Genomic DNA, 24,249 nt, shown 5'->3' with positions numbered 1-24,249 from the left:
TGACCCCACCCTCCCGGCCAACCCTCAGAAACCCGCTTTCAGCGACCCACCCCAGCCACAAGGGGCTCCGCCGATGGCCGCCGACCGCGCGCAGCGCCGCTTTCCGCCCAAATCGCCGAACCATGCGCTTGCTCACGGATTGACCACGCAATTGATGACAACGTTGTCCCCACCTGGTGCCGGACTCTCTCCCCGGCCTCCCAGGTGCCTCCGTCCGGCCCCTCCGTCGCCTTCCCGGGCGATGCCCGGACCTGCGTCACGCGCGGCGCCATCGGGGCCCGCGCGCCCTTTGATCGGAGACTCACCCATGTACGACCCGATTGTGCGCAGTGCCGAACGTTCGACCCGAAGCTGTCGTCCCCGCCATCTGGCCTGGCTGCTTGCCCTGGCCGCCGGCAGCGCCGCCCTGCCTGGCCTGGCGCAGGCTGCCAGCTGTGCCGGCGTGGCCCAGTGGGACCAGGCCAAGATCTACCGGGCCGGCGACACCCTGCAGAAAGGAGGCGTCCTCTATCGGGCGAACCAGGACATCTGGAACGCGCCACCGGACCATCCGGCCGGTGCGCCCTACTACACCAACCTCGGTGCCTGCGATGGCAGCGGCACCAACCAGCCGCCGGTGGTCAGCCTGACCTCGCCGGCCAACGGCGCCACCTTCAGTGCCGGCAGCACGGTCAACGTGACCGCCACCGCCAGCGATCCGGACGGCAGCGTCGCCAAGGTCGAATTCTTCCGCGACGGCAGCACGCTCGGCGTGGCCACCAGTGCGCCGTACGCGGCCAACTGGACCAATGCCAGCGCCGGCAGCCACACCCTGCGCGCGGTCGCTACCGACAACAACAACGCCACCAGCAGCACCGCGACCATCACCATCACCGTCAACGCTGCCGGTGGCGATACCACCGCGCCGAGCGTGCCCGGCGGGCTGGCGGCCGGAACGCGCACTGCCAACAGCATCGCGCTCAGCTGGAGCCCATCCACCGACAACACCGGTGGCAGTGGCCTGGCCGGCTATGACGTGTACCGTAACGGAAGCCTGGTCGGTTCGCCGTCCAGTGCCAGCTATGTGGATGGGGGGCTGACCGCATCGACCACCTACCGTTACCGCGTGCGGGCGCGCGACAACGCCGGCAACGCGTCGGCGCAGGGCACCGAGATCAGCGCCACCACGCTGGCCGGTGACGGCGGCACCACCGGCAAGCGGGTCATCGGTTACTTCACCCAGTGGGGCATCTACGGCCGCAACTACCGGGTCAAGAACATCGACAGCAGCGGTTCGGCGGCGCGCCTGACCCACATCAACTACGCGTTCGGCAACGTGCGCAACAATCGCTGCGAAGTCGGCATCACCCAGCCGTCGGATCCGAACAGCGGTGCCGGTGGCGATGCCTTCGCCGACTACACCAAGGCCTTCAGTGCCGCCGAGAGTGTCAGCGGCAGCGCCGATACCTGGGACCAGCCGCTGCGCGGCAACTGGAACCAGCTCAAGCAGCTCAAGGCCAAGTACCCGAACCTGAAGGTACTGATCTCGCTGGGTGGCTGGACCTGGTCGCGCGGCTTCTCCAGCGCGGCGCGCCCGGAAAACCGCCAGGCCTTCGTTGCCTCGTGCATCGACGCCTACATCAAGGGCAACCTGCCGGTGACCGACGGTGCCGGCGGCGCCGGTGCGGCGCTGGGCGTGTTCGACGGCATCGACATCGACTGGGAATACCCGGTGGCCTGCGGCATCGAATGCGGCAAGCCGGAAGACAACGCCAACTTCACCGCGCTGATGGCCGAGTTCCGCCGCCAGCTCGATGCGGTGCGTCCGGGCCTGTTGCTGACGGTGGCGGTGGGTGCCGGCATCGACAAGATCCGCGTCACAGATCCGGCGGCGTACCACCCGTACCTGGACTACATCAACGTGATGACCTACGACTTCCACGGCGCGTGGGATGCGAAGACCAATCACCAGTCGGCGCTGTTCGATTCGCCGAATGATCCGTCCACCGGCGACCAGAAGCTGTACAACAGCAACGACGCCATCGAGGCCTTCATCAGCCGTGGCGTGCCCGCCGCCAAGCTCAACCTGGGCATCGGCTACTACGGGCGCGGCTGGACCGGCGTGGCCAATGCCAACAACGGCCTGTACCAGGCCGCCAGCGGTGCTGCCCCGGGCACGTATGAAGCCGGCATCGAGGACTGGAAGGTGCTGAAGAACCTGGCGTGGCCGGGCTACACCGACAACACCGCCGGTGCCACCTGGATCTACAACGGCAGCACGCTGTGGAGCTTCGACACCCCGGCCAACATCACCCGCAAGATGGGTTACGTGAAGACCCAGGGCCTGGGCGGCGCGTTCGTCTGGGAGTTCAGCGGTGACGATGCGCAGGGCACGCTGACCAAGGCAGTCAGTGATGGCCTGAAATAAGGGAAAAGCCGGGGGTGCTGCGCGCCCCCTGCTTCCTACCTGTAGAGCCGAGCCCATGCTCGGCTGCGGAAACATCAGCCGAGCATGGGCTCGGCTCTACAGAAACAAGGTCGGCGGCGATCAGCGCTTGGCCGACAGCTTCTCCAACGCCGCACGCAGCTGTGCCGGCGGCAGGTAGCCCCCCAGCTGGGTGCCGTCCGGCGCGAAGATCGCCGGCGTACCATTCACGCCCAGCTGCTGGCCCAGCGCGTACTGCATCGCCACCGGATTGGTGCAGTTCCTGGCGGGAACGTTGCCGCCGCGCTTGGCGTTGGTCAGCGCCTGGCGACGATCCGCTGCACACCAGACCGAAATCATGTCGGTGTAGTCCTTGCTGCCCAGGCCCATGCGCGGGAACGCCAGGTACTCGACGGTGATGCCGTTGCGGTTGAGCTCGGCGATGTCCTGGTGCAGCTTGCGGCAGTAACCACACTCGATGTCGGTGAACACGCTGATGGTGTACTTGGCGTTCGGCGCGGCGAACACGATGCGATCGCCGTGGTTGGCCTTGGCCAGCAGGCCGCGGCGATAGCCGAGCAGGCCTTCGCTGTTGGCCGGGCCCTTGGCGCGGGTGTCGTAGGGCTGAGACTGGAACAGATAGCGGCCGTCATCGGACACATACAGAAGCTGGCCTGAAACGACGACCTCGCGGAAGCCGGGGAACGGTGCGGCGCCAATGTAGTCCACCTGGAAACCGGGGTTCAACGCGGTCAATGCGGCGCGTACCGCCTGGTCGGCCGGCGCATTCGCGGCCGGATTGGCCTTGGCCGCAGCGGCGGCGGGTGCCTTGGCGGCCGGCGGAGCCGGCTGGGCGCAGGCGGTCAGGCTGAGCGCACCGAACACGGCGGCGATGGCAAATCGGAGCATGGAGCGGTCCGCGACAGAAGAAGACCCCGGATTCTGACACAGCCGCCGGTACCGGGCGGCGACGCCCGGCAGCGCCCCGGGCAGCGATTCAGCCCGGCACTCAGCCACGCGGATGGTGGCGGGCGTGCAGCTTCTGCAGGTGCTCGCGCGCTACCAGGGTGTAGATCTGGGTGGTCGACAATGAACTGTGGCCGAGCAGCATCTGCAGCGCGCGCAGGTCGGCACCTCGGTTGAGCAGATGGGTGGCGAAGCTGTGCCGCAGCCCATGCGGGCTGATCCGCGCCGGGTCGATGCCGGCCACCTGTGCGTGGCGCTTGACCAGATGCCAGAACGCCTGCCGGGTCAGCGCATGCAGCGTCGGTTCGATGAACAACGGGGCCTGCCCATCCGCCAGGGCATGCACCTTGCCCTTGCCGACCAGCTGCGGGCGCGACTGCTGCAGGTAACGCTCCAGCCAGTGCTGGGATTCCTCTCCCAGCGGCACCAGCCGTTCCTTGCTGCCCTTGCCGGTGACCCTCAGCACGCCCTGGCGCAGGTTGACCGCCGTCGCGGGCAGCAGCACCAGTTCACTCACGCGCAGGCCGGCGGCATACATCAGTTCCAGCATCGCGCGATCGCGCAGGCCCAATGGGCTGTCGACGTCCGGGGCCGCCAGCAGCGCATCGATCTGGCTCTCGGCCAGCGCCTTGGGCAGCAGCCGTGGCAACTTCGGCGGGTCCAGCAGCGCGCTGGGATCCTCGCTGCGTTCGCCGCGGCGCACGCCATCGGCGAAGAACGCCCGCAACGCCGACAGCAGGCGCGCGTTGCTGCGCGGTGACCAGCCATGCCGGGTGCGCCAGGCCAGATAATCGAACAGCCCAGGACGCTCGATGCCGGCCAGGCCACCGTCGCGCCCATCCATCCAGCGCGCCAGCCCTTCCAGGTCACGCCGGTAACTGTCGAGGGTGGCACGGGCCAGGCCGTTCTCGGCCCAGATCGCATCGAGGAAGCGCTGGATGCGCACGCCGTCGTCGGCGCGAAGCTCGGGCAGTTGCTGGACCAGCTGGCGGCGTTCTGCGGGGGTGGAGACAAGGGCCATGCGTGCAGGATACGAGGGCCACTGCGGGCACGGCCAGCTTTGCGTATGCTCGGCGCATGTCCCGCCCTGCCACCGACACGGCCCCTGCGGCCGCTACCGAAATGCCCCGCCCACGTGCCTTGTTGGCCTGGCGCGTGCTGGCGATGGTCTACGACGCACTGCCGGTGCTGGCGCTGTGGATGCTGGCCGGCACGCTGTTCACCCTCGCCTACACCTTCAGCGGCCACGCGCAACGCGAGAACATCGCGCCGTTCAGTGCCTGGCAGTGGCTGCTGTGGGCGGTGTGCTGGGCGATCACGGGCTGGTACGCGACGGCCAGTTGGCGCCGCGGTGGACAGACCCTGGGCATGCGTCCGTGGCGGCTGAAAGTGCAATCAATCGATGGCACGCCGTTGCGGCGCGGCCAGTTGTGGCTGCGCTTTGCGGTGGGCACGCTGTCCCTGCTGCTGGGCGGGCTGGGATTCTGGTGGGCGTGGGTCGACCGCCAACGCCTGACCTGGCATGACCGCGCCAGCGGCACCCGCGTGGTGCGCATGCCGAAACGGTAAGGCGCTGTCTGTAGAGCCGAGCCCGTGCTCGGCTGCTTTCCGCACTGTACGTGACAGCCGAGCACAGGCTCGGCTCTACAACAACCAGGATCAGCCCGACTTGCGCCGGAACAGCAGTCCAGACACCGCCAGCATCACGATCGGCGGCAACGCGTAGGCAATGCGGTAATCGAACTTCAGCGCGCCGGCCATGCGGCCGAAGAACAGCTGCAGCAGCCAGAAGCCCAATGCGAACAGGATGCCCAGGAACAGGCGCTTGCCCATGCCGCCGCTGCGCAGCGACCCGAACGCGAACGGCACCGCCGCCAGGCACAGGGCCAGCACGTTCACCGGATAGAACCAGCGGCTCCAGTACACATCCTCGAAGTCGCGCGCATCCAGCCCGTTGCGCTGGCGGTAGGCAATGCTGGTGCTCAGCTCGGACACGCTGAGATTGCGCGGCTTGGCAATGCCGGTGGCCAGCGCCGCCGCATCCAGCTTCGAGTTCCACGGCTCACGCGCCACTTCCTGGCGGGTGGCCGAGCGCTCGCCGAAGGTATCGCGGCGCACACCGGTCAGCACCCAGCCGTCCTTGTCATGCTCGGCCGTGGCCGCATGGGTCAGCGAGGCGATGTTGCCGTCTTCGGCGATCCGGTACAGGCGCACGTCGCGCAGGATCAGCCGCGTGCCCTTGTCGCCCACCAGCTGCTCCTCGCCGCTCTGGGCGTTGAGGAAGGTGTCGCCTTCGCGCGCCCACAGCCCCGAGTACCGGGTAGTGGAGATGTCACGGCCCCACTTGGCGCTGGACTTCAGTGCGTCGGCGCGGTCCTGGCCCCACGGGCCCAGCGTCTCGGCGCTGAGCACCATCACCGCGGTCAGCAGCGACAGCGCGATCGCCACCGACACGCTCAGGCGCTTGCGCGACAGGCCCAGCGCACGCAGTGCGGTCAGCTCCGAGGTCGCCGCCAGCTGGCCCAGGCCCATCAGTGCACCGATCACCGCGGCAGTCGGGAACATCGTGTAGGCGCGGCGCGGCACCGTGTACAGCACCCAGGCGGCGGCATGGCCCAGCGTATAGCCGTTCTTGCCGATGTCCTTGAACTCGCCGGAGAAGGCCATCACCACGTCCAGGCCGACCAGCACCGCCCAGGTCAGCAGCACCGTGGTGAACACCGAGCGACCCAGGTACAGGTCGAAACGCATCGGGCGCAGCCTCATGCGCGGGCTCCCTTCGGGCGGCCCAGGCGGCCATCACGTACATACATCCAGATCGCCAGCGCCAGCAGCGGCACCGTCAACCACCACAGGCCAAGCGCGGCCGGAATCTTGCCGTTGGCGATCCAGCCACTGCCGATGAACATCAGGTTGGTACCCACCATGTAGGCCATCAGGGCCAGCATCATGCGTCCATAGCGCTGCTGGCGCGGCGAGCTGCGGCCCAGCGGCACGGTCAGCAGGGCGAAGGCCAGCGCGATCAGCGGCGGTGCCAGGCGGCGGTGCAGCTGCGCCTGCGCCTGCGGGCGCGCATCGCCGATCAGCTGCAGGGTCGGCATCAGTTCCGGGTCGTCCTCGGTGCGGGTCTGCGCGCCGTCGGGCAGGGCCACGTCGTTGCGGGCAAAGGTCGCCAGCCGATAATCGAGTGCGCCGGCCACCGGCCCCTCCACCTGGTGGCCGTCATCCAGCTCCAGGAAACGCTGGCGGGTGCCCTCGAAGTACATGCGGCCGCTGTTGGCCGACACCACTTCCAGGCGGTCGTCCTTCTGCCGCTGCAGGAACACCTTGCCCAGCTCGGTGCCGTCGGGCGAGATCGAGGACAGGTAGACCACGCCGCCGTTGGGCAGCGGCGTGAAACGGCCCGGCTCCAGGCCGGCCATCAGCACGCTGCGGTTGGCCTCGATGATCATCTGCTCGGCCACCCGGCCTGCCCACGGGCCAAGCCACAGCGAGCAGGCGCCAACCAGCAGCACCACCGGCACCACCAGCATCAGCAGCGGCCGCAGCAGTCGCTTGGGGCCGACACCAATGGCGGTGATGACCGCCATTTCCGAGTCGCGGTACAGCCGCGCCACGGCCAGCAGCAGGCCCAGCATCAGTGCCAGCGGCAGGATCAGCGGCAGGTAGGCGATGAACTGCAGGCCCAGCTGGGAGAACAGCAGCTTGGCTGGCAGGCGTCCGTCGGCGATGTTGCCGAGGATGTCCACCAGCACGCCGCCCACGCTGACCACCAGCAGGACGATCAGGGTAGCCAGGAAACTCTGGACGAAATCGCCCAGCAGGTATCGGTCGAGCTTCAGCATGGGGCGGTGGTTTAAACTCTGGGGTTCGTTCGCGGTGCCGCCCAGTCTACTGTCTGGGCGTAAACGGCCTGCGATTGTACGGACTCGCCAATGGAATCTGCTCAATGGCCCTCGAATTCACCCTGAACCACGTTGCTCCGGCCGCCGCCACCGTTGATTGCCTGGTGGTCGGCGCGTATGCCGACCATACCCTGACCCCGGCCGCGCAGGCCCTGGATGCCGCCAGCGGTGGCCGCCTGGCGGCCCTGGCCGAGCGTGGCGACCTGTCCGGCAAGACCGGCGCAACCACCCTGCTGCACGACCTGCCGGGCGTGACGGCCCCGCGCGTGCTGGTGGTCGGCCTCGGTGAAGCCGCCCGTTTCGGCGTGCCGCAGTACCTGAAGGCCGTGGGCGACGCCGTGCGCGCGCTGAAGGCCGGTGCTGCCCGCAGCGCACTGTTCACCCTGTCCGAAGTGGCGGTGAAGGACCGCGACGCGGCCTGGGCGATCCGTCAGGCGGTGATCGCCGCCGATCACGCCGCCTACCGCTATACCGCCACCCTGGGCAAGAAGAAGGCCGACGACGCCGGTCTGACCCAGCTGGCCATCGCCGGTGACGACAGCCAGGCCCTGACACAGGGCCAGGCCATCGCCGCCGGTGTCGAGTTCGCCCGTGAGCTGGGCAACCTGCCGCCGAACTACTGCACCCCGGCCTATCTGGCCGACGTGGGCGTAAAGTTCGCCGGCGAGCACGACGGTGCCGAAGCCGAGATCCTCGACGAGCACCAGATGGAAGCGCTGGGCATGGGTTCGCTGCTGGCCGTGGCCCGTGGCTCGGCCAACCGCCCGCGCCTGGTCGTGCTGAAGTGGACCGGCGCTGGCGACGCCAAGCCTTACGTACTGGTCGGCAAGGGCATCACCTTCGATACCGGTGGCGTCAACCTGAAGACCCAGGGCGGCATCGAAGAGATGAAGTACGACATGTGCGGTGGCGCCAACGTCATCGGCACCTTCGTCGCTGCGGTCAAGGCCAAGCTGCCGCTGAACCTCGTCGTGGTGGTCCCGGCGGTGGAAAACGCCATTGATGGCAACGCCTATCGTCCGTCGGACGTGATCACCTCGATGTCGGGCAAGACCATCGAAGTGGGCAACACTGACGCCGAAGGCCGCCTGATCCTGTGCGACGCGCTGACCTACGCGCAGCGCTTCGAGCCGGCCGCGCTGGTCGACGTCGCCACCCTGACCGGTGCCTGCATGGTCGCCCTCGGCCACCAGACCGCCGGCCTGATGAGCAAGCACGATGACCTGGCCAACGAGCTGCTGGCCGCCGGCGAGCACGTGTTCGACCGCGCCTGGCGCCTGCCGCTGTGGGACGAGTACCAGCCGATGCTGGATTCGAGCTTCGCCGACGTCTACAACATCGGTGGCCGCTGGGCCGGCGCGATCACCGCCGGCTGCTTCCTGTCGCGCTTCGCCGAAGGCCAGCGCTGGGCCCATCTGGACATCGCCGGCGTGGCCAGCGATGAAGGCAAGCGTGGCATGGCCACCGGCCGCCCGGTCGGCCTGCTGAGCCAGTGGCTGCTGGACCAGGCCGCCCGCGCCTGATGCCGTACCCGACCCTGGCCGGCAGACGCCGGCCGGGGCCTCGCCCGGCACTGCCGGGCCCCTGCCTGACCCGGACCCTGCCATGCCCCGCGCCGACTTCTACCTGATCGCCAAGCCCCGCTTCCTGACCGAGCCGCTGCGCCTGGTCTGTGAGCTGGCGCGCAAGGCCAACGACGCCGGGTTGTTCACCCTGGTGCTGGCCCGTGACCAGGCCCAGGCCGAGGAGCTGGACGAGCTGCTGTGGGCGTTCGACAACGACGCCTACATCCCGCACCAGATCGCCGGCGAAGACATGGACGAGGAAGAGGCCCTGGTACTGATCGCGGTACCCGGCACCGAGGCACCGGCGCGTCCGCTGGTGATCAACCTGCGCGACGAGCCCTGGCTGGGCCAGTGCGAGCGCGTGCTGGAAGTGGTGCCGGCCGATCCGGAAGCGCGCGAACCGCTGCGCGAGCGCTGGCGCCAGTACAAGGCCGCCGGTTACGACCTGAACAAGCACGACATGTGAGCGCGCCCCGGCCCCCTTGATGGGCCGCCGCCGCGCCCTGATCCTTCAACGATTACCTCCTGGTTCCCCCGCATGACCCAACTCGCCTCCAGCTACGACCCGAAGTCCTTCGAGACCGACCTCTACGAGGCCTGGGAGAAGGCCGGCCACTTCAAGCCGTCCGGCACGGGCGAGCCGTACACCATCCTGCTGCCGCCGCCGAACGTGACCGGCACCCTGCACATGGGCCACGCCTTCCAGCAGACCCTGATGGACGCGCTGGTGCGCTACCACCGCATGCGCGGCTACGACACGCTGTGGCAGGTCGGTACCGACCACGCCGGCATCGCCACCGAAATGGTGGTCAGCCGCAACCTGGCGCTGGAAGGCAAGGGCGAGACCCGCGATTCGCTGGGCCGCGAGGGCTTCATCGGCAAGGTCTGGGAGTGGAAGCAGCAGTCCGGCGACACCATCGAACGCCAGATGCGTCGCCTTGGCACCTCCGCCGACTGGTCGCGCAGCACCTTCACCATGGACCCGCAGCCGTCGGCGGCAGTCAATGAAGCCTTCGTGCGCTGGTACGAGCAGGGCCTGATCTACCGCGGCCAGCGCCTGGTGAACTGGGACCCGGTGCTGAAGACCGCCATTTCCGACCTGGAAGTGGAGAGCGCCGAGGAAGACGGCTTCCTGTGGTCGATCGCCTACACGCTGGACGAAGGCCTGAGCTACGAGCACGTCGAGCGCGATGCCGACGGCGTGGAAACGCTGCGCGAAACCCGCGACTATCTGGTCGTCGCCACCACCCGCCCGGAAACGCTGCTGGGCGATACCGCGGTAATGGTGCACCCGGAAGACGAGCGTTACGCGCACCTGATCGGCAAGAGCGTGGTGCTGCCGCTGACTGGCCGCCGCGTGCCGGTGATCGCCGACGACTACGTGGACCGCGCGTTCGGCACCGGCGTGGTCAAGGTCACCCCGGCGCATGATTTCAACGACTACGAAGTGGGCGTGCGCCACAGCCTGCCGATGATCAACCTGTTCACCCCGGTGGCGGCGCTGAACGAAAACGCGCCGGAACGCTTCCAGGGCCTGGACCGCTATGAAGCGCGCAAGGCCGTGCTGGCCGAACTGGAAGACCTGGGCATCCTGGTCGAGACCAAGGCGCACAAGCTGCAGGTGCCGCGCGGCGACCGTACCGGCCAGGTGATCGAGCCGTACCTGACCGACCAGTGGTTCGTGAAGATGGACGACCTGGCCAAGCGTGGCCTGGAACTGGTCGAGGACGGAAGCATTTCCTTCGTGCCGCCGAACTGGATCAACACCTACCGCCACTGGATGAACAACATCCAGGACTGGTGCATCAGCCGCCAGCTGTGGTGGGGCCACCGTATCCCGGCGTGGTTCGATGCCGCCACCGGCAACTGCTACGTCGGTCGCAGCGAAGAGGAAGTGCGCGCGAAGCACAACCTGGGCAGCGACGTGGTGCTGAACCAGGAAAGCGACGTGCTGGAGACCTGGTTCTCCTCGCAGCTGTGGCCGTTCTCCACCCTGGGCTGGCCGAATGAGCAGGCCATGGCCGAGCGCGGCTTCGACCGCTACCTGCCATCGTCGGTGCTGATCACCGGCTTCGACATCATCTTCTTCTGGGTGGCGCGCATGATCATGGCCACCGACAACCTGGTCGGGAAGATCCCGTTCAAGGACGTCTACTTCACCGGCCTGATCCGCGACGGCCAGGGCCAGAAGATGTCCAAGAGCAAGGGCAACGTGCTCGACCCGCTGGACATCATTGACGGCATCACCATCGACGACCTGGTCGCCAAGCGCACCGGCGGCCTGATGCAGCCGAAGATGGTCGAGAAGATCGAGAAGGCCACCCGCAAGGAATTCCCGGACGGCATCGCCGCCCACGGTGCCGACGCGCTGCGCTTCACCATCGCCGCGCTGGCCACCCACGGCCGCGACATCAAGTTCGACATGAACCGCGCCGAGGGCTACAAGAACTTCTGCAACAAGCTGTGGAACGCCAGCCGCTTCGCCCTGATGAACACCGAAGGCGCTGCGTTCACCGGCGTGCCCAAGCCGCGCACCGATGCCGAGCGCTGGATCCTCGCGCGCCTGGCCGCCACCACCGCCGAAGCTCAGGGCCATTTCGCCGCGTATCGCTTCGACCTCCTGGCGCAGTGCCTGTACGAGTTCGCCTGGAACGCGTTCTGCGACTGGTTCCTGGAGCTGAGCAAGCCGGCCTTGAACGGTGCCGACGCGGCTGATGCCGAAAGCACCCGCCACACCCTGCTGTACGTGCTGGAAGCACTGCTGCGCCTGCTGCACCCGCTCACGCCGTTCATCACCGAACAGCTGTGGCAGCAGCTGGCCCCGCGCCTGGGCCTGGCCGAAACCACGCTGTCGCTGCGCCCGTACCCGACCGCCGCCGAATTCGCCGGTGATTTCGCCCAGGCCGAGGCCGACGTGGAATGGCTGAAGGCGGTGATCAGTGCCGTGCGCCGCGTGCGCAGTGAGCTGAACGTCGCACCGTCCAAGCTGGTGCCGCTGCGCCTGCAGGCCGGCCTGGCACAGGACCGCGTGCGTATTGAACGCTTCAGCGCTTCGCTGTCGTTCCTGCTGAAGCTGGACAGCATCCAGTGGCTGGCCGAAGGCGAAAGCGCACCGCCGGCGGCCGCCGCGATCGTGGGCGAGCTGAAGCTGCTGGTGCCGCTGGAAGGCCTGGTCGATCTCGATGCCGAGCGCGTGCGCCTGGACAAGGAAATCGCTCGCGTCGAAGCCGAAAAGGAGAAGAGCGAGACCAAGCTGGCCAAGTTCACCGACAAGGTGCCGCCGGCCGTGGTCGAGCAGGAACGCGTGCGCCTGGCCGACTGGAACACCCAGCTGGCCGGCCTGCGCGAACAGCGCGCGAAGCTGTAACGCCGCGCTCTGGTGCGTGCCAACCAAGGTTGGCACCTACCACGCCGGGAGAGGTTGGCACCCACCCAAGCGGAATCGGAAACGCCGGGCGATGCCCGGCGTTTCCATTTCCGCCGCATGGCATCATCGCCGGATGCCTCTTTCGATCTTCCTGCTGGTTCTCGCCGCTGCGGCACTGCATGCCAGCTGGAATGCGATCGTCAAGCGCGGGCCGGACAAGTTCCTCGGCACCGTGCTGGTCACCGGCAGCGCCGCGCTGCTGTCGGCCGCCGCCCTGCCCTTCCTGCCTTTTCCCGCCGCGCACAGCTGGCCCTGGCTGGGCGCATCGGTGCTGTTGCAGGTGACCTATTACGGGCTGGTCGCACGCTGTTACCAGCAGGTCGACATGAGCCTGGCCTACCCGCTGATGCGTGGCAGCGCGCCGATCCTGGTCGCACTGGCGGGCACCCTGCTCGGTGAACCATTGCCCGCTGCAGCGTGGCTGGGTGTGGTGCTGGTGAGCACCGGCATCCTGTGCATGGCAGTGGGTGCGCGTGGCGGCCAACTGCGCCTGCCGCTGCTGACCGCAGCGATGATCGCCACCTACACGCTGGTCGATGCGCAGGGTGCACGGCAGTCCGGCAGCGCGCTCAGCTACACGCTGTGGTTGTTCCTGCTGTCGGGCATTCCGCTGCCGCTGTGGGCGTTGTACACGCGCGGCGGCGCGGTACTGGACTATGCGCGGCAGCATTGGCCGCTGGGACTGGCCGGTGGCGTCGGCACCACCGCCTCCTATGCGATGGCGTTGTGGGCCATGACCCAGGCGCCGGTGGCGATGATCTCGGCGCTGCGCGAATCCTCGATCCTGTTCGCGCTGCTGATCTCGGTGTTCCTGCTGCGCGAACGGATACCACGCGCGCGCTGGCTGGCAGCGTCGCTCATCGTCGGTGGCGTGCTGGCGTTGCGGCTGGCGTGAGCAGAGCGTGCCAACCAAGGTTGGCACCTACCGGATATGCCATTGCACGCCTTGGTAGTAGCCGACCTTGGTCGGCGCATTGCTGCCAACCAAGGTTGGCGGCAACCGGTAGTGCCGGCCGCTGGCCGGCAACCCGTCTGCGTTAAAGCGGCGGCATCACCTGCAGGTCGCCGTCGACCAGCTCGATCGCCATCACCACCGCGTCCTCGCGGCCCTGTGCGGCCGGATAGTAACGCGGGCGGCGGCCGATCTCGTTGAAGCCTTCGCTGTGGTACAGCGCCAGCGCCGGCGTGTTGGACGGACGCACCTCCAGGAAGACGCGCTGGGCACCACGGTCGGCGGCCAGTTGCACCATCGCGCGCAGCAGCTGGCGGCCCAGCCCGCGCGACTGTGCCAGCGGGTCGATGCAGATGTTGAGCACGTGCGCTTCATCCGCGGCGATGCTGAGCACGCCATAGCCGACCAGCAGGCCATCGCGCTCCATCGCCAGGCCGGGATAGCCGGCGCGCAGGCAGTCGATGAAGATGCCGCGGGTCCAGGGAAAAGGATAGCCCCTCAGCTCGATCGCCATCACGGCATTGAGGTCGCTCTCGCGCAGCGCACGCAGGCTGACCGGGCCGGGCCGGGTCACCGCGCTCACCGCGCACCCCGCTTGCGCAGGGCACGCAGCTGCGGCCACAGCGCACGCTTGGCGGCCGGGTCACGGCGCAGCTGGTCCAGCGGCCAGCTGTCCATCAGCACCTGCGTCGCCGGGTCGTTCGGGTTGCAGCCGGACGCGCGCAGCAGCGCGATCTGCAGGCGATCGGGCAGGCGTACCACCGGCTGTCGTGCGTTGCCGCTGGGCAGCGGGCGCTCAGCCGCCGGCACGGTATCCGGGGCACTGACCGGCGTTTCGCGGCGCGGCGGAGCCGGGCGTTCCGCGCGTACTGCGGTCGCGGTCGCGGCGTGGGCGTCGCGCGGCGGCACAGCGGCCCGCACCGGCTCCGGTTCCGGCGGGGCAACACTGGCCTCGGCTTCGGCCACGCTCAACTGCAATGCGGCATCCAGCTCGGCGGCCAGCTGGCCGTCGTGATAGACGGTATAGCCCATGGCCTGCAGCCAGGCCTGCTGGGCCGGCGACCACAGCACGGGCAGGTCCTGGCTCACGCGGCCTCGGGCTTCTTGCGCAGGCGCTGCACGGCCCACATCACCGGGCCGGACAGGGCGTACAGGATGCCGACCGCGAACAGCACGCGCGGCAGGTCGATCACCGCGATGGCAATGGCGACCGGCACCAGCGCCAGCACCAGGAACGGCACGCGATCCGAACGGGTGCCCTTGGCCGCGCCGCCCTTGAAGCTCCAGAAGCGGATACGGCTGACCATCAGCAGCGCAGCGATGATCGTCACCGCCAGCGCCACGTAGCGCAGCTGGTTGCCATCCCAGCCCAGGTTGCCGTCGGCGAACGCCCAGACGAAGGACATCATCAGGCCCGCTGCGGCCGGGCTGGCCAGGCCAACGAACCAGCGCTTGTCGACCACCGCCACCTGCGTGTTGAAGCGGGCCAGGCGCAGTGCCGCGCAGGCCGCATACAGGAAGGCCACGGCCCAGCCGACGCGGCCGAGCAGCGGATCATCGAACTTTAGCCACGACAGCGACCAGTGGTACATCACCAGCGCCGGGGCCATGCCGAAGCTGACCAGGTCAGCCAGCGAGTCGTACTGCACGCCGAATTCGCTGCTGGTACCGGTCAGGCGCGCCACGCGCCCGTCCAGGCCATCCATCACCGCCGCCACGAACACGGCGATGCTGGCGTTGACGAAATCCCCGTTGGCCGCGGCGATGATCGCGTAGAAACCGGAGAACAGGCCGGCGGTGGTGAACAGGTTGGGCAACAGGTAAATCGTGCGCGAGCGCGGCGGCGGTGTGATCGGGTCCATGGAATCCAGTTTAATCGACTTGCCAGTGCTCGGCGCCAATGCTGCAATCGGCGTTCTACGCCCATTCCGTGGAGTTTGCCATGCGTGCCCTGTCCTGCCTTGGATGCCTGCTGCTGTTGGCCAGTGCCAACGCCGTGGCCGGTCCCGTCTACAAATGGAAGGACGCCCATGGCGTGACCCAGTACTCGGAGACCCCACCGGCGGGCAAGAAGTACGAGACCCGCGAGCAGGCCCGAACCCCGCAGGCCGCGGCCAGCACAGAGACCCCGGCCGCCCCGGTTCCCGAGCAGTGCAGCACGGCCCGGGCCAACCTGGCCCTGCTGGACGGCGGTGGCCAGGTGATGCAGGACACCGATGGTGATGGCAAGGCCGATACCCCGTTGACCCCGGAGCAGCACACCGCGCAGAAGGGATTGGCGCAGGCCGCCATCAAGGCGTACTGCCCACCGGCCGGTTAAGGGTATCGGCAGGGCTGCGCCCTGCACCTGCAGAGGCTGCAAGCAACGGCAACGTCAAAAGCGGGCATTCCGTGGAATGGCGGGGCGGTGTCGGATTGCGGGGACGCCGCAAGTACGTCCATGTAGGCTTGGCAGCCGCTTGCTCGTGTGCGCTGTCCTGCGCACACGGCAAGACCGGGGTTGGGCGTCCTGCCCAACCCGCCCGAGGCATGCCTCGGGCCCATGCGGCTGACACCCCGCAATCCGACACCACCCCACCCCCGACAGATCCCCGGTGGTCAGTAGATCCACGCCATGCGTGGATGAAATCTGTCGGATCTCGAGTTGAATCCGGGTCAGATCCGTTTTCCTGCGGAAAACGGATCTGACCCCAGGAGCCATTCCGACAGCTCGCAGGAAACTGTCGAAGGCGGGGTGGGTCCGGTTGCGGGAGTGTCCGCGGCATGGATGCCGCGGCCAAGCCCCCAAGGGTGAGGGCGCTTTGCTTGCGAAGCACTGCTTCGCAAGCGTCCGAACGCACAGCCGCCAGCGGCTGGGCCGGACCGCGGAGCGGGGTTTACGGCGTCCCCCGCAACCGGCCCCACCCCGCCATCCCACGGGAAACCCGCTGTTGCTTCGGCTGTTGCTTCTGAGGTTGCCGGCCAGCGGCCGGCACTACGGCGGGTGCAGGGCGCAGCCCTGCCGATACCCCTCCCCCCGGCCGGGCTGGCAGAATAGACGTCTCTGCCGTTATCCGAAGCCGACGATGCGCCTCTCCCAGTTCCACCTGCACACCACCAAGGAAACCCCCAGCGACGCCGAGCTGACCAGCCACCGGCTGATGCTGCGCGCGGGCATGATCCGCAAGCTGGCATCGGGCCTGTACACCTGGTCGCCGCTGGGCCTGCGCGTGCTGCGCAAGGTCGAGCGCATCGTTCGCGAGGAAATGAACCGGGCCGGCGCGGTGGAATTCCAGATCCCGACCATCCAGCCGAAGGAACTGTGGGAGCAGACCGGCCGGTGGCAGAAGTTCGGCCCGCAGCTGCTGAAGATCAAGGACCGCAAGGACCAGGTGTTCTGCTACAGCCCGACCGCCGAAGAAGCCGCCTGCGACTTCGCGCGCAGCGAGCTGTCCAGCTACAAGCAGCTGCCGGTGAACTTCTACCAGATTCAGACCAAGTTCCGCGACGAGATCCGCCCGCGCTTCGGCGTGATGCGCGCGCGCGAATTCCTGATGAAGGACGCCTATTCGTTCCACCTGCACGATGAGTGCCTGGTGCGCGAGTACGAGAACATGAAGTCGGCCTACAGCCGCATCTTCACCCGCCTCGGCCTGGATTTCCGCATGGTGCAGGCAGACTCCGGCGCGATCGGCGGCGATGCCTCGCAGGAATTCCACGTGATCGCCGATTCCGGCGAAGACGCGCTGGTGTTCTCCACCGGTTCGGACTACGCGGCGAACATGGAGGCGGCGATCGCCGCCGATCCGGCACCGCGTGCGGCCGCCACCGAAACAATGCGCAAGGTGGATACCCCCACCCAGAAGACCTGCGAGGACGTCGCGGCCCTGCTCGGCATCGACCTGCAGCGCACGGTGAAGTCGGTGGCACTGATCGCCGGCGAAGGCGAGGCACAGCAGTTCGTGCTGGTGCTGGTGCGTGGCGACCATGAGGTCAATGAGATCAAGCTGGCCAAGGTGGCCGGGCTGGACGAGCAACGCTTCGCCAGCGAGGCGGAAATCGCCGAGCACCTGGGCAGCGTGCCAGGCTTCCTCGGCCCGGTCGCGCCGGCCAAGGCCATCCGCGTGGTCGCCGATCGCGAAGTGGCGGCAATGGCCGACTTCGTCGTCGGCGCCAACGAGGCCGGTTTCCACCTGGCCGGCGTCAACTGGGGCCGCGACCTGCCGGAACCGGAAGTGGCCGACATCCGCAACGTGCGTGCCGGCGATCGTGCCGTGGACGGCGGTGAACTGAAGATCGCCCGTGGCATCGAAGTCGGCCACGTGTTCCAGCTCGGCCGCAAGTACGCCGAAGCGCTGGATGCCACCGTGCTGGATGAAAACGGCAAGGCGGCGGTGATGGCGATGGGCTGCTACGGTATCGGTATCTCGCGCGTGGTGGCTGCCGCGATCGAACAGAACCATGACGATGCCGGCATCATCTGGCCGGACGCGATGGCGCCGTGGCAGGTCGTGGTGTGCGTGATCAACCCGAAGGGCGATTCCGCCGTGGCCGACGCTGCAGCCAATCTGCTGCAGGAGCTGCGCGACGCCGGCCTGGACGCCGCGCTCGACGATCGCGGCCTGCGCCCGGGCGCGATGTTCGCCGACATGGAACTGATCGGCATCCCGCACCGCGTGGTGGTCAGCGAACGCGGCCTGGCCGCCGGCACCTACGAGTACCGCGCGCGCCGCGCCAGCGAGGCGGAGAGCCTGGACAAGGCCACCCTGCTGCAGCGACTGCAGGGCTGACGTGGAAAGACCGGGCCTGCCCCGGTCTTTTTTTTCTGCCCGCGGCCTTCGCCGATATTGCAGCGGACATAATCCGGTCAAAATCGCCGCCACGGCGCTGGTATGCCGCCACGGCATGTCCTGCCTGCATTTGTGCTGTGATTAATTCATCTCTATTCTGTCCGCCGACGCCATGGACTGGCTTGTCCCGTCCACACATTAGTTTCCGGAGTAACCGTAAATGAGCATTGACCTGACCGGCCTGTCAGCACGCGAGCTGGGCGCCCTGATCCGTACCGCCAAGAAGCAGCAGACCATCGTCGCCAAGCGCCGGCCGATCACCAAGGTGCGCGCCCAGCTGACCAAGCTGGCCAAGACCGAGGGCTACACCATCGAGGAACTGTTCGGCGACGCCCCGGCCCCGCGCGCGCGCAAGGTGGCCAAGGTCGCCAAGGCACCGTCGAAGACCGCCGGCCGCAAGCTGGGCAAGGTTGCCCCGAAGTACCGCAACCCGGCCAACCCCAAGGAAACCTGGACCGGCCGTGGCAAGCAGCCGCGCTGGATGGCTGAACTGACCGCCAAGGGCAACAAGAAGCCGGAAGATTTCCTGATCAAGAAGGCCTGAGGCCGGATCGGGGAGCAATGAAAAACGCCGGCGAAAGCCGGCGTTTCCTGTTTGTAGAGCCGAGCCCACGCTCGGCCATCCATATGCAAAGCCGAACATGGGCTCGGCTCTACAGGGTCTTGCGCGCCGGCATCAGCAGGTTGCCGAACAGCAGGCCCGCCACCAGCGCCATCACCACGTTCAGAACGGTGAGAAACACGCTCTGGCCGGCGCCCACGTCCTGCTGCTGGACCAGGGTCAGCACGCCACGCAGGCTGGTGCTGCCGGGCACCATCATGATGATGCCCGGCAGGCGGATGATCGCGCCCGGACGCCCGACCAGGCGTCCGAACAGGTTGCCACCGGCGGTCAGCAGCATTGCCGACAGGAAGATACCGGCCGGTGCGCCCCAGGCGTGGCCGCCGAACTTGGAGATCGCATAACCGGCCACCGAGGCGGCAATCACCCACGGATAATCGCGGCGATTGGCCTTGAACAGCATCGCGAAGGCAAATGCGGCGGTCAGCAGCGAGCCCCATTCCACCCACGGCCCCTGCGGCCGCGCGGCCCGGATCACCGGATCCAGGCCGAGCACATCGGCCAGGGTCACCGCGATCATCGCGCCGACGCTGAGCTTCATGATGGTGGTCAGCGCGCCGGCAAAGCGCGCGGTACCCGATACCCAGTGCTGGCTGGCCAGCTCATTGACCGCATTGGTCAGCGACATGCCGGGCAGCAGCACCACCAGCGAGGCGATGATCACCGTATTGAGGTTGAGCGCACCAATGAACGACGCGACCAGGGTGGCGACCATGCCGGCCAGCAGCGCGGCCAGCGCCTCGGCGGCTTCGCGGGTGGCCGGGCGGCGATCGGTGACCATGCCGAGCAGGCCGATCATCAGGCCGATGACACCGGCGGTGGCGATGTCCAGCCACGGCAGCTTCCACATGCCCGCCACGCCCGCCGCGCCGAGGCTGAACGACAGGATGGTGCGCAGCTTGCCGCGCCGGCCCGGATCCTTGTCCAGCTGGCGCAGCGCAGTGTGGCCCTGGGCGATGCTCATCCGCCCGTTGGACACTTCTTCGGCGATGTGGTCGGCAACGCTGAGCTTGTGCAGGTCGTTCTCACCCGGTGCCAGGCGGATCACGCGGGTGATGTCGCTGGAGCCGATCGCCTGGGCCGGATCGCTGAAGCTGAGGATGATGCCGGTGGGATTCGACCACGGTTCACAATCCAGATCGAGCTGGCGGGCCAGTGCAACCACCGCCGTTTCCAGGCGCTGGGCCGTGGTGCCATAGCTGTGCAGGCGTCCGGCGATCTCGGAAACGAAGGCCACGCGCTGTGCGTAGGTGGCCTGGGGCGTGGGGATCGTGTGAGCATCTGCGGACATGCGCCGTAGTATTACCTACGCTGGGGCCCACCGGAGAAATTCATCCAAGTTCGACGCGAAGCCCGATACAGAACGGTTATGCTGCGACCCGAATGGCCCACGTCACCCCGAATCTCGCCCCCCAGCTCGAACAGGATGCCCACGACCCGGGCCTGATCCGCCTGTCCGGCACCTGGACCTTGAAGACCGCGCTGGCCGCGGCCGAAGTCCTGCGCGGCGTTCCCGACGCGCTGACCGGCATCGATGCCACCGGCATCGAGCAGCTCGATTCGGCCGGCGTGCTGCAGGTGCTGCGCGTGGCCCATCGCGCCGATCTCCACGAAGACGCGCTGCAGTTCCGGCCGGACCACCAGGCGCTGGTGTGCACCATCGAGGAAGTGGCCGATGACCGGCCCAAGGCCAAGCGCGATTTCGGCGTGCTGGCCGCGCTTGAGCGGCTGGGTGTCAGCGTCCACGCCACCGGCCACAACATCAAGGCCCTGTGCAGTTTCCTCGGCGAGAACCTGGTCAAGGCGGCGCGGCTGGTCAAGGAACCCCGCCGCTTCCGGCTGACCGCCACCGTGCATCAGATGGAGCAGGTCGGGCTGGATGCGGTGCCGCTGGTGGCGCTGTTGTCCTACCTGGTGGGCGCGGTGATCGCGTTCCTCGGCTCGACCATCCTGCGCGACTTCGGCGCCGAGATCTACGTGGTCGAGCTGGTCAACATCGCTTTCCTGCGCGAGTTCGCCGTGCTGCTGACCGCGATCGTGCTGGCCGGCCGTACCGCCAGCGCCTTCACCGCGCAGATCGGTGCGATGAAGGCACGCGAGGAGATCGATGCGATGCGTACGCTGGGCCTGGACCCGGTCGACCTGCTGGTGCTGCCACGCTTGCTGGCGCTGCTGGTCACCCTGCCCTTGCTGACCTTCATCGCGATGATCGCCGGCCTGGCCGGCGGCATCACCGTCGGTGCGTTCGACCTCGACATCCCGCCGCAGATGTACATCGCGCGCATGCACGAGACGATGGAAGTGCGGCACCTGCTGGTAGGCCTGTCGAAGGCGCCGGTATTCGCCCTGGTGATCGGCCTGATCGGCTGCCTGGAGGGCCTGAAGGTCGAGGGCACCGCGCAGTCGGTCGGCGAGCGCACCACCTCCAGCGTGGTGCAGACGATCTCGCTGGTGATCATCATCGACGCCTTCGCGGCGTTGTGGTTCATGCACATGGACTGGTGACATGAGCACATCCGCCCTCCCCGAATCCATCGACATGCGCGACGACCAGGGCCACGAACTGGCCATCCGCGTGCGTGGCCTGGTCAACCGGTTCGGCAGCCAGACCGTGCACGAAGACCTGGATCTGGACGTACGCCGCGGCGAAATCCTGGGCGTGGTCGGCGGCTCCGGCACCGGCAAGTCGGTGCTGATGCGCTCGATCCTCGGCCTGCGTGTGCCGGATGCTGGGCAGATCGAAGTCCTCGGCCGCGATGCGCGCGCCGACGACGCCGAGAGCCGCCTGCACATCGAACGCAATACCGGCGTGCTGTTCCAGGACGGTGCCCTGTTCTCGTCGCTGACCGTGGGTGAGAACGTCCAGGTTCCATTGAAGGAACACCACCGCGAACTGCCCGAGCGCTGGCACTACGAACTGGCGCTGCTGAAAGTGAAACTGGCCGGCCTGCCCGCCGACGCGATCAACAAGCTGCCTTCGCAGCTGTCCGGCGGCATGCGCAAGCGCGCCGGCCTGGCCCGGGCGCTGGCGCTGGATCCGCCGTTGCTGTTCCTGGACGAACCCACCGCCGGCCTCGACCCGATCGGCGCGGCGGCGTTCGACCGCCTGATCAAGACGCTGCAGGAAGCGCTGGGGCTGACCGTGTTCCTGATCACCCACGACCTGGACACGCTGTATGCGATCTGCGACCGGGTAGCGGTGATCGCCGACCGCAAGGTGGTGGCCAACGCCGCCTTGCCCGACATCGAGAAACTGGATCATCCGTGGATCCAGGAATACTTCCACGGACCCCGCGCGCGCGCCGCGCGTGGCGAACAGATCGAGAGTGCCTGAGCCATGGAAACCAAAGCCAACTACGTGCTGATCGGCGCGTTCACCCTGATCACCGGCCTGGCCCTGCTGGCCTTCGGCCTGTGGGCGGCCAAGTACTCCTCCGACCGCACCTGGCAGGAGTACCGCGTGGTGTTCCGCGAAGCGGTGACCGGCCTGTCGGTGGGCAGCCCGGTGCAGTACAACGGCATCGCGGTGGGCTCGATCACCGAACTGAACCTGGTGCCGGACGACCCGCGCCAGGTGGTCGCGCGCATCCGCCTGAACTCCAACACGCCGGTCAAGACCGATACCCGCGCCAAGCTGGCGATCACCAGCCTGACCGGCCCGTCGATCATCCAGCTCAGCGGCGGCACGCCGCAGTCGCCGGCGCTGACCACGGTCAACAAGGACCCGGCACCGATCATCCCGACCACGCCCTCGGCGCTGCAGAACATCACCGACGTGGCCAACCGCATTGTCGAGCGCATGGACCAGATCCTCAGCGACCGCAACGTGGCCTCGATCAACGCGACGCTGGCCAACCTGGAGACGATCAGCGGTGGCCTGGCCGACCGTGACCAGGGCACGCAGGCGCTGTTGCTCAGCGCGCGCGATGCCGCCCGCAGCCTGGACACCACGCTGAAGACCACCAACGGCACCATCGAGCGCCTGGACAGGAACCTGGTGCAGCAGCTGCCCGGCATCATCGACAAGCTCGACACGACCCTGGCCAAGCTCGATTCGGCCGCCGGCAACGCCGATTCGATCCTTGGCGAGAACCGCGCCGCGATCAACAGCTTTGCCAACGATGGCCTTGGCCAGCTGGGCCCGACGCTGACCGAACTGCGCGGCCTGATCCGCGACCTGCGCCGGGTCAGCGACCGCCTCGAGAACAACCCCGCGCGCTACCTGCTGGGCCGCGACGCACCGAAGGAGTTCGAACCCAAATGAGCCCGACCACCCTTCCGCGCCTGCTGCTGGCCGCTTCGATGGTCACCCTGCTGGGCGGCTGCTCCATCCTCGGCAGCAGCGAGAAAACCGCGGTGACGCTGTACTCGCCGTCCGTGCAGGTCAAGGCGGACCCGGCATGGCCGCAGGCCAGCTGGCAGCTGGTGCTGGCCAAGCCCAGCGCCGCGCGCATGGTCGACAGCCCGCGCATCAATGTGCGGCCGACACCCTCCCAGCTTGAGATCTACAAGGGGGCCAGCTGGGCGCAGCCGGCCACCGACATGATCGAGGACACCCTGCTGCGTGGCTTCGAGGATTCCGGCCGCATCCGCGGCGTGGCCCGCAGCACTGCCGGCATCCGCGCCGACTACAAGCTGTCCACCGACGTGCGTCGCTTCGAATCGGATTACCAGGGCCAGGCCACGCCGACCGTGGTGATCGAGGTCAACGCCAAGCTGATCCATGTCGCCGACCAGCGCGTGGTGGCCGACCGCACCTTCCGCCAGGCGCAGCCGGTCGGCAGCACCGACGTGCCGGCGGTGACCGCGGCGTTCGAGCGCGGCCTGCAGCAGCTGGCACAGGACGTCGTCGGCTGGACGCTGGTGAGCGGGCAGGCCGACCAACCTAACGTCGCGCGCTGATCGATCAGCGCGGCGCAATCCAGCGGAACGTCAGGTTGATGCGCTCGCCCTGCACCCGCGTCATCTTCGGCAACGCGTGCTGGTAGAAGCGCTGGGTCTGCCCGGCCATCAGCAGCAGGTCACCATGGCGAAGCACGAATTCAGCCTTGCGCGCCGGATCGTCGCGTCGGCGCAGCAGGAAACGGCGCGCCGCACCCAGGCTCAGCGACGCGATCACCGGGGCCGGCCCCAGCTCCGGCTCGTCATCGCTGTGCCAGCCCATGTAGTCGCCGCCGCCGCGATAGCGGTTCAGCAGCACGCTGTTGAAGCGGCCGTAGCCTTCGGCCCGCAGGCGCCCGCGCACGGCCTGCAACACAGGCGGCCACGGATGCGGCACGAACTCGGCACCGGAGTAGCGGTAGCGCGCCTGCGGGTCGCCGATCCAGCAGCTCAGCCGTGGCGAGTCCACCCAGTTGCCGAACATGCGGATGCGGTGGACCTCCCACCGCACGTCGGCCTGCAGCGCCCCCCTGAGCCGGTCGGCGTCGGCAGCAGCCAGCCATCCCGGCAGGTGCAGGACATCGGCATCGGGCAGGTCATGGGGGAACAGCATGGTCACACGCTAGCACGCCGCCGTTTGCCGTCATGGCCGCCAACACCGAAAATGGCGCCATGACCGTTGCCCAGATGCTGATCCC

General features: G+C 67.9%; 22 protein-coding genes. 13 read left to right on the top strand and 9 right to left on the bottom strand.

The window, feature by feature from the left end:
• Nucleotides 1-307: 307 nt before the first annotated feature.
• A complete protein-coding gene (locus tag AC5P7X_RS09795) occupies nt 308-2,407 on the top strand; it encodes a glycosyl hydrolase family 18 protein (RefSeq protein WP_253137546.1) in 2,100 nt (699 codons plus the stop codon).
• A gap of 120 nt (nt 2,408-2,527) precedes the next feature.
• On the opposite strand, the gene AC5P7X_RS09790 is transcribed toward AC5P7X_RS09795, so the two are convergent.
• Nucleotides 2,528-3,313, bottom strand: a complete 786-nt coding sequence (locus AC5P7X_RS09790) for a thioredoxin fold domain-containing protein (RefSeq protein WP_053500398.1) — start codon at nt 3,311-3,313, stop codon at nt 2,528-2,530.
• A 100-nt stretch (nt 3,314-3,413) separates the two neighbouring features.
• On the bottom strand, nt 3,414-4,391 hold the full coding sequence (xerD, locus tag AC5P7X_RS09785) for a site-specific tyrosine recombinase XerD (protein WP_005415216.1): 978 nt from the start codon (nt 4,389-4,391) through the stop codon (nt 3,414-3,416).
• Nucleotides 4,392-4,447: 56 nt separating this feature from the next.
• Here xerD and AC5P7X_RS09780 point away from each other — a divergent pair, with 56 nt between their 5' ends.
• A complete protein-coding gene (locus AC5P7X_RS09780) occupies nt 4,448-4,939 on the top strand; it encodes an RDD family protein (protein WP_171957964.1) in 492 nt (163 codons plus the stop codon).
• A 90-nt stretch (nt 4,940-5,029) separates the two neighbouring features.
• Here the strand turns inward: AC5P7X_RS09780 and lptG are convergent, their stop codons facing one another.
• Together lptG and lptF are read right to left on the bottom strand one after the other, a co-directional pair.
• Nucleotides 5,030-6,136, bottom strand: a complete 1,107-nt coding sequence (gene lptG / locus AC5P7X_RS09775) for an LPS export ABC transporter permease LptG (RefSeq protein ID WP_206620175.1) — start codon at nt 6,134-6,136, stop codon at nt 5,030-5,032.
• Nucleotides 6,133-7,215, bottom strand: coding sequence for an LPS export ABC transporter permease LptF (gene lptF / locus AC5P7X_RS09770; protein WP_070489622.1), 1,083 nt, complete (start codon nt 7,213-7,215; stop codon nt 6,133-6,135). Before lptF ends, lptG begins: the two co-directional genes overlap by 4 nt.
• Nucleotides 7,216-7,319: 104 nt before the next feature.
• Between lptF and AC5P7X_RS09765 the strand changes: the two genes are divergently transcribed.
• The 4 genes from AC5P7X_RS09765 (at nt 7,320) to AC5P7X_RS09750 (ending at nt 13,162) form a co-directional block, all read left to right on the top strand.
• Nucleotides 7,320-8,798 (top strand): leucyl aminopeptidase, encoded by a 1,479-nt coding sequence (locus tag AC5P7X_RS09765; protein ID WP_070489624.1) that lies wholly within the window; start codon nt 7,320-7,322, stop codon nt 8,796-8,798.
• 82 nt (nt 8,799-8,880) lie between these two features.
• Entirely contained in the window at nt 8,881-9,306 is a 426-nt protein-coding gene (locus AC5P7X_RS09760; RefSeq protein WP_005415211.1) for a DNA polymerase III subunit chi, read from the top strand.
• Nucleotides 9,307-9,378: 72 nt separating this feature from the next.
• Nucleotides 9,379-12,207, top strand: coding sequence for a valine--tRNA ligase (locus AC5P7X_RS09755; RefSeq protein ID WP_171957962.1), 2,829 nt, complete (start codon nt 9,379-9,381; stop codon nt 12,205-12,207).
• A 133-nt stretch (nt 12,208-12,340) separates the two neighbouring features.
• Complete coding sequence (locus AC5P7X_RS09750) at nt 12,341-13,162, top strand: EamA family transporter (RefSeq protein WP_005415209.1); 822 nt, start codon at nt 12,341-12,343, stop codon at nt 13,160-13,162.
• A 142-nt stretch (nt 13,163-13,304) separates the two neighbouring features.
• On the opposite strand, the gene rimI is transcribed toward AC5P7X_RS09750, so the two are convergent.
• From rimI to pssA, 3 genes are read right to left on the bottom strand one after another with little or no spacing between them, the layout of a single operon-like run.
• Nucleotides 13,305-13,802, bottom strand: coding sequence for a ribosomal protein S18-alanine N-acetyltransferase (gene rimI, locus AC5P7X_RS09745; protein WP_005415208.1), 498 nt, complete (start codon nt 13,800-13,802; stop codon nt 13,305-13,307).
• Complete coding sequence (locus AC5P7X_RS09740; protein ID WP_053500385.1) at nt 13,799-14,308, bottom strand: hypothetical protein; 510 nt, start codon at nt 14,306-14,308, stop codon at nt 13,799-13,801. The genes rimI and AC5P7X_RS09740 overlap by 4 nt, the downstream gene beginning before the upstream one ends.
• Complete coding sequence (pssA, locus tag AC5P7X_RS09735) at nt 14,305-15,081, bottom strand: CDP-diacylglycerol--serine O-phosphatidyltransferase (protein ID WP_049414341.1); 777 nt, start codon at nt 15,079-15,081, stop codon at nt 14,305-14,307. Before pssA ends, AC5P7X_RS09740 begins: the two co-directional genes overlap by 4 nt.
• A gap of 80 nt (nt 15,082-15,161) precedes the next feature.
• On the opposite strand from pssA, the gene AC5P7X_RS09730 reads away from it, so the two are divergent.
• The 3 genes from AC5P7X_RS09730 (at nt 15,162) to AC5P7X_RS09720 (ending at nt 18,592) form a co-directional block, all read left to right on the top strand.
• Nucleotides 15,162-15,539, top strand: coding sequence for a DUF4124 domain-containing protein (locus AC5P7X_RS09730; protein WP_065196267.1), 378 nt, complete (start codon nt 15,162-15,164; stop codon nt 15,537-15,539).
• A gap of 745 nt (nt 15,540-16,284) precedes the next feature.
• Nucleotides 16,285-17,988, top strand: coding sequence for a proline--tRNA ligase (locus tag AC5P7X_RS09725; protein WP_346607681.1), 1,704 nt, complete (start codon nt 16,285-16,287; stop codon nt 17,986-17,988).
• A gap of 220 nt (nt 17,989-18,208) precedes the next feature.
• The gene (locus AC5P7X_RS09720) at nt 18,209-18,592 is read left to right on the top strand and encodes an H-NS histone family protein (protein WP_005415203.1); all 384 of its coding nucleotides are present in this window, start codon (nt 18,209-18,211) and stop codon (nt 18,590-18,592) included.
• Between the two features lie 109 nt (nt 18,593-18,701).
• On the opposite strand, the gene AC5P7X_RS09715 is transcribed toward AC5P7X_RS09720, so the two are convergent.
• Nucleotides 18,702-19,961: a threonine/serine exporter family protein gene (locus tag AC5P7X_RS09715; RefSeq protein WP_005415202.1), complete on the bottom strand. Its 1,260-nt coding sequence runs from the start codon at nt 19,959-19,961 to the stop codon at nt 18,702-18,704.
• Nucleotides 19,962-20,053: 92 nt separating this feature from the next.
• Here AC5P7X_RS09715 and AC5P7X_RS09710 point away from each other — a divergent pair, with 92 nt between their 5' ends.
• From AC5P7X_RS09710 to AC5P7X_RS09695, 4 genes are read left to right on the top strand one after another with little or no spacing between them, the layout of a single operon-like run.
• Nucleotides 20,054-21,175 (top strand): MlaE family ABC transporter permease, encoded by a 1,122-nt coding sequence (locus AC5P7X_RS09710; protein ID WP_065179137.1) that lies wholly within the window; start codon nt 20,054-20,056, stop codon nt 21,173-21,175.
• A 1-nt stretch (nt 21,176) separates the two neighbouring features.
• Nucleotides 21,177-22,004 (top strand): ABC transporter ATP-binding protein, encoded by an 828-nt coding sequence (locus AC5P7X_RS09705; RefSeq protein WP_005415200.1) that lies wholly within the window; start codon nt 21,177-21,179, stop codon nt 22,002-22,004.
• 3 nt (nt 22,005-22,007) lie between these two features.
• Nucleotides 22,008-22,934, top strand: coding sequence for an MlaD family protein (locus AC5P7X_RS09700; protein ID WP_005415199.1), 927 nt, complete (start codon nt 22,008-22,010; stop codon nt 22,932-22,934).
• Nucleotides 22,931-23,572, top strand: a complete 642-nt coding sequence (locus AC5P7X_RS09695) for an ABC-type transport auxiliary lipoprotein family protein (RefSeq protein WP_049440685.1) — start codon at nt 22,931-22,933, stop codon at nt 23,570-23,572. The genes AC5P7X_RS09700 and AC5P7X_RS09695 overlap by 4 nt, the downstream gene beginning before the upstream one ends.
• Nucleotides 23,573-23,576: 4 nt before the next feature.
• Here AC5P7X_RS09695 and AC5P7X_RS09690 read toward each other — a convergent pair whose 3' ends face one another.
• Nucleotides 23,577-24,164 (bottom strand): alpha-ketoglutarate-dependent dioxygenase AlkB family protein, encoded by a 588-nt coding sequence (locus tag AC5P7X_RS09690; RefSeq protein WP_329842790.1) that lies wholly within the window; start codon nt 24,162-24,164, stop codon nt 23,577-23,579.
• Between the last annotated feature and the right edge of the window lie 85 nt (nt 24,165-24,249).

The sequence above is a fragment of the Stenotrophomonas sp. YJH_SMC_53 genome, from assembly GCF_059369995.1.
The sequence above is the reverse complement of the archived record's forward strand: the minus strand, read 5'-3'. Positions and strand labels throughout refer to the sequence as shown.

Excerpts from the sequence above, each read along its gene's own strand:
- AC5P7X_RS09710 (WP_065179137.1), top strand. The coding sequence starts at position 20,054 with ATGGCCCACGTCACCCCGAATCTCGCCCCCCAGCTCGAACAGGATGCC.
- AC5P7X_RS09715 (WP_005415202.1), bottom strand. The coding sequence starts at position 19,961 with ATGTCCGCAGATGCTCACACGATCCCCACGCCCCAGGCCACCTACGCA.
- xerD (WP_005415216.1), bottom strand. The coding sequence starts at position 4,391 with ATGGCCCTTGTCTCCACCCCCGCAGAACGCCGCCAGCTGGTCCAGCAA.
- AC5P7X_RS09760 (WP_005415211.1), top strand. The coding sequence starts at position 8,881 with ATGCCCCGCGCCGACTTCTACCTGATCGCCAAGCCCCGCTTCCTGACC.
- AC5P7X_RS09700 (WP_005415199.1), top strand. The coding sequence starts at position 22,008 with ATGGAAACCAAAGCCAACTACGTGCTGATCGGCGCGTTCACCCTGATC.
- AC5P7X_RS09695 (WP_049440685.1), top strand. The coding sequence starts at position 22,931 with ATGAGCCCGACCACCCTTCCGCGCCTGCTGCTGGCCGCTTCGATGGTC.
- AC5P7X_RS09755 (WP_171957962.1), top strand. The coding sequence starts at position 9,379 with ATGACCCAACTCGCCTCCAGCTACGACCCGAAGTCCTTCGAGACCGAC.
- lptF (WP_070489622.1), bottom strand. The coding sequence starts at position 7,215 with ATGCTGAAGCTCGACCGATACCTGCTGGGCGATTTCGTCCAGAGTTTC.
- AC5P7X_RS09690 (WP_329842790.1), bottom strand. The coding sequence starts at position 24,164 with ATGCTGTTCCCCCATGACCTGCCCGATGCCGATGTCCTGCACCTGCCG.
- lptG (WP_206620175.1), bottom strand. The coding sequence starts at position 6,136 with ATGAGGCTGCGCCCGATGCGTTTCGACCTGTACCTGGGTCGCTCGGTG.
- AC5P7X_RS09725 (WP_346607681.1), top strand. The coding sequence starts at position 16,285 with ATGCGCCTCTCCCAGTTCCACCTGCACACCACCAAGGAAACCCCCAGC.
- AC5P7X_RS09750 (WP_005415209.1), top strand. The coding sequence starts at position 12,341 with ATGCCTCTTTCGATCTTCCTGCTGGTTCTCGCCGCTGCGGCACTGCAT.
- AC5P7X_RS09730 (WP_065196267.1), top strand. The coding sequence starts at position 15,162 with ATGCGTGCCCTGTCCTGCCTTGGATGCCTGCTGCTGTTGGCCAGTGCC.
- AC5P7X_RS09705 (WP_005415200.1), top strand. The coding sequence starts at position 21,177 with ATGAGCACATCCGCCCTCCCCGAATCCATCGACATGCGCGACGACCAG.
- AC5P7X_RS09795 (WP_253137546.1), top strand. The coding sequence starts at position 308 with ATGTACGACCCGATTGTGCGCAGTGCCGAACGTTCGACCCGAAGCTGT.
- AC5P7X_RS09780 (WP_171957964.1), top strand. The coding sequence starts at position 4,448 with ATGTCCCGCCCTGCCACCGACACGGCCCCTGCGGCCGCTACCGAAATG.
- AC5P7X_RS09765 (WP_070489624.1), top strand. The coding sequence starts at position 7,320 with ATGGCCCTCGAATTCACCCTGAACCACGTTGCTCCGGCCGCCGCCACC.
- AC5P7X_RS09720 (WP_005415203.1), top strand. The coding sequence starts at position 18,209 with ATGAGCATTGACCTGACCGGCCTGTCAGCACGCGAGCTGGGCGCCCTG.
- pssA (WP_049414341.1), bottom strand. The coding sequence starts at position 15,081 with ATGGACCCGATCACACCGCCGCCGCGCTCGCGCACGATTTACCTGTTG.
- AC5P7X_RS09790 (WP_053500398.1), bottom strand. The coding sequence starts at position 3,313 with ATGCTCCGATTTGCCATCGCCGCCGTGTTCGGTGCGCTCAGCCTGACC.